General features: G+C 45.0%; 4 protein-coding genes. All 4 read right to left on the minus strand.

Going from position 1 to position 2,402, the window contains the following annotated elements:
* Nucleotides 1–332: homocysteine S-methyltransferase family protein (locus tag ACP45E_RS00380; RefSeq protein WP_141707150.1), on the minus strand; the 332-nt coding region annotated here is incomplete at its 3' end.
* Between the two features lie 127 nt (nt 333–459).
* A complete protein-coding gene (locus tag ACP45E_RS00385) occupies nt 460–792 on the minus strand; it encodes a PBPRA1643 family SWIM/SEC-C metal-binding motif protein (RefSeq protein ID WP_017033302.1) in 333 nt (110 codons plus the stop codon).
* 142 nt (nt 793–934) lie between these two features.
* A complete protein-coding gene (locus ACP45E_RS00390) occupies nt 935–1,585 on the minus strand; it encodes a Qnr family pentapeptide repeat protein (RefSeq protein ID WP_017033301.1) in 651 nt (216 codons plus the stop codon).
* A gap of 408 nt (nt 1,586–1,993) precedes the next feature.
* On the minus strand, nt 1,994–2,402 hold a 409-nt coding region (locus ACP45E_RS00395), incomplete at its 5' end, for a methyl-accepting chemotaxis protein (RefSeq protein WP_039832110.1).

Raw genomic sequence — 2,402 nt, forward strand, 5'->3', positions numbered from 1 at the left:
CCGCTCTTCCGATCTACGGTGATATTTTTGTTTCGGTCCGCAGTGTTTCGGTCTGCCGTGTTTCGATCGGCAACGTTTCTGGCCAACTGAGCCGCGCTTCTTGCTAATTCACGACCCTGAGAGTGGTACAGTTCGACCCCTAGGTGAAAGGGGACACAAGCGTAACTATTGACAGTAATGGCATCGCAGCCCGCATCGATAAAGCTCTGGTGCGCTTGTTGAACATGCTGTGGAGATTCTATCAGTGCTTGAGCACTCCATAGTGGTTGAGAAAAAGGCGCGCCTATGCGTTTTAGCTCGCGTCCCATACCACCATCAAAAAGAGTAAACATAGATCTCTCCCGCACGTATTTTTTTCTGACTGACCAAGTTTCGTTGCTGACTAAGTTTCGTTGCTAATTAAGTCTCGTTACTGCCAAGATACAACGATCGGCTACTTATCGCGATGTGCGTGAGTTATTAACCGCAGCACTTTTTGTATTTTTTACCGCTTCCACAAGAACAAGGATCGTTGCGGTTGGGTGTTTTTTCAAATGTGGTTGGTTTTGGCTTGTTGAGCAAGGTTTCAAGTTCTAATGTATTTTCTTCTTGAGCAGCATCAACCACAATATCGGCAACAATTCCTTGCTCTGTGATTAAGGCTTCTATTTCTGCTTTTCTCGCTTCACTATTGACTAGTACGGAAACCGGGGCTTCTGGTGTGCCTAATTTTACATCGCGATCTACGTTATAGCCGGATTTAACGTGGTTCTGGCGCGTTTCGATGCGGCCTTTAAAAAACATTTTTGACATGAGTATCTCGCTGACAATGGGTATGACGTGATGAAGCGGGGGATTATACGCAGTTATGCCGATTGTGAAAGGCAAAATCGTAAAAGCCAAACGGTGCAAGGTGATCCGCTAACGTCTACCAAGCACCCCAGACAGAAGAGAACTAAAGAACGATGAGGCCAAAAGGCTCTAGAAGTTGCGCTTGTTGCCAGTCGCAGACTTTAACACCAAACATCGAAACTCGACGGATATCCAACCCCTCGAGTTCCACATGAGTGAGGTCGCATTGTTCCATGCCAAATGTTCCCCATTGTTCAGGACTAAATTCTCCGCGAGATAAATCGGATCCTTTTAAACTTGCGCCGGACAAGTTAGCGCCATTCCAACGGTTTTCAAATAGCTCGCATTTTTCAAGTAATGCTCGCTCGAAGTTGCTGTAGGTTAAATTGCATCCGGTAATGTAGGCCGATGAGAAAAACACCGCATTACTGATTCTGTTTGAAAAGTTGGCCTGTTGGAAATTGGCGCCTTTTAAATCACATTTGCGCAGTTCGATACCGAAGCAATCAGCCCCGTTAAACTGGCACATGGTTAACATGCAATTGGTAAAGCTCGAATCTTTTAGGTTGGTGTAGCGGAAAGTACACCCCTCAAGCGCTTTAGGTTCAATAAATCGACAGTCGGTAAATTTCGCGTCACTGAGATCTGCGCGGTCGAAGTTGCAATTAAAAAAGGTACACCTGCGATAAACGTGTCCTTGCAAGTCCTGGCGAGAAAAATCGTGTTGCTGATAGGTCAGATCAGAGTTGGTCATGTTGTCTTCTTTCATTGTATAAAGGGGAATCTGTGTTAAGCCTAACACCGTTACGCATAAAAACTTAGGAAAATAAATTCAACAATATCAACATTTTATGAATGCCCGAAATGTCAAATTTAAGGGGTAAAACAGAGCCTCTGATGGCCTTGTCTCTATTCAAATGGTTGCCACATTGGAGAAAATAGTTTCGCACGACCAGGAGGTGTTGAGGTATTAGGACGATAGGAATTGGCAGAAAGTACAAAAGCGATGTTTACATTTCTAAATTGCAGTCGAAATTGAAGTTGAAGTTTAAATTGGACTAGAAGTAAAAGAGGAGATGCGACCCGAGTCGTTTCTCCTCTTATTTTTGGCAGCTAATTGGCTGGGGTACTCGTTTTCTAGGGTACTCGTTTTTTGGTGTGATTAGGTTTCGTAGCGTTTCAATACCTCGCCAAGCTCACGTGAGGATTCAGTGAGGCTAGCCACGCCTGCAAGAGACTTCTCTGAGACGCTCTTCAGTGTATTAGACTGAGTTCGAATATCTGACAGTTCACTTGCGATGTCATTCGCAACCGCGCTTTGCTCTTGTGCAGACGTAGAGATTTGCACACTCATGTCATTAATGTGGTTGGCTGAATCGGCGATGAAATTGATGTCTTCACCGATGCTGGTGATCACTTCCTGGCTATGTTGCGCTTGCCCTACGGTTTGCTCCGTAATGCCCGCGATGCTTTGACTTTCATTTTGAAGCTGTTCAATCATGGTTTGAATTTCAACCGTCGCAGCTTGAGTTCGGCTCGCAAGTGTTCTTACTTCATCAGCAACCACGGCA

It is taken from the genome of Vibrio genomosp. F10 str. 9ZD137 (assembly GCF_049974785.1).
Classification (GTDB): domain Bacteria; phylum Pseudomonadota; class Gammaproteobacteria; order Enterobacterales; family Vibrionaceae; genus Vibrio.

Excerpts from the sequence above, each read along its gene's own strand:
- ACP45E_RS00385 (WP_017033302.1), bottom strand. The coding sequence starts at position 792 with ATGTCAAAAATGTTTTTTAAAGGCCGCATCGAAACGCGCCAGAACCAC.
- ACP45E_RS00390 (WP_017033301.1), bottom strand. The coding sequence starts at position 1,585 with ATGACCAACTCTGATCTGACCTATCAGCAACACGATTTTTCTCGCCAG.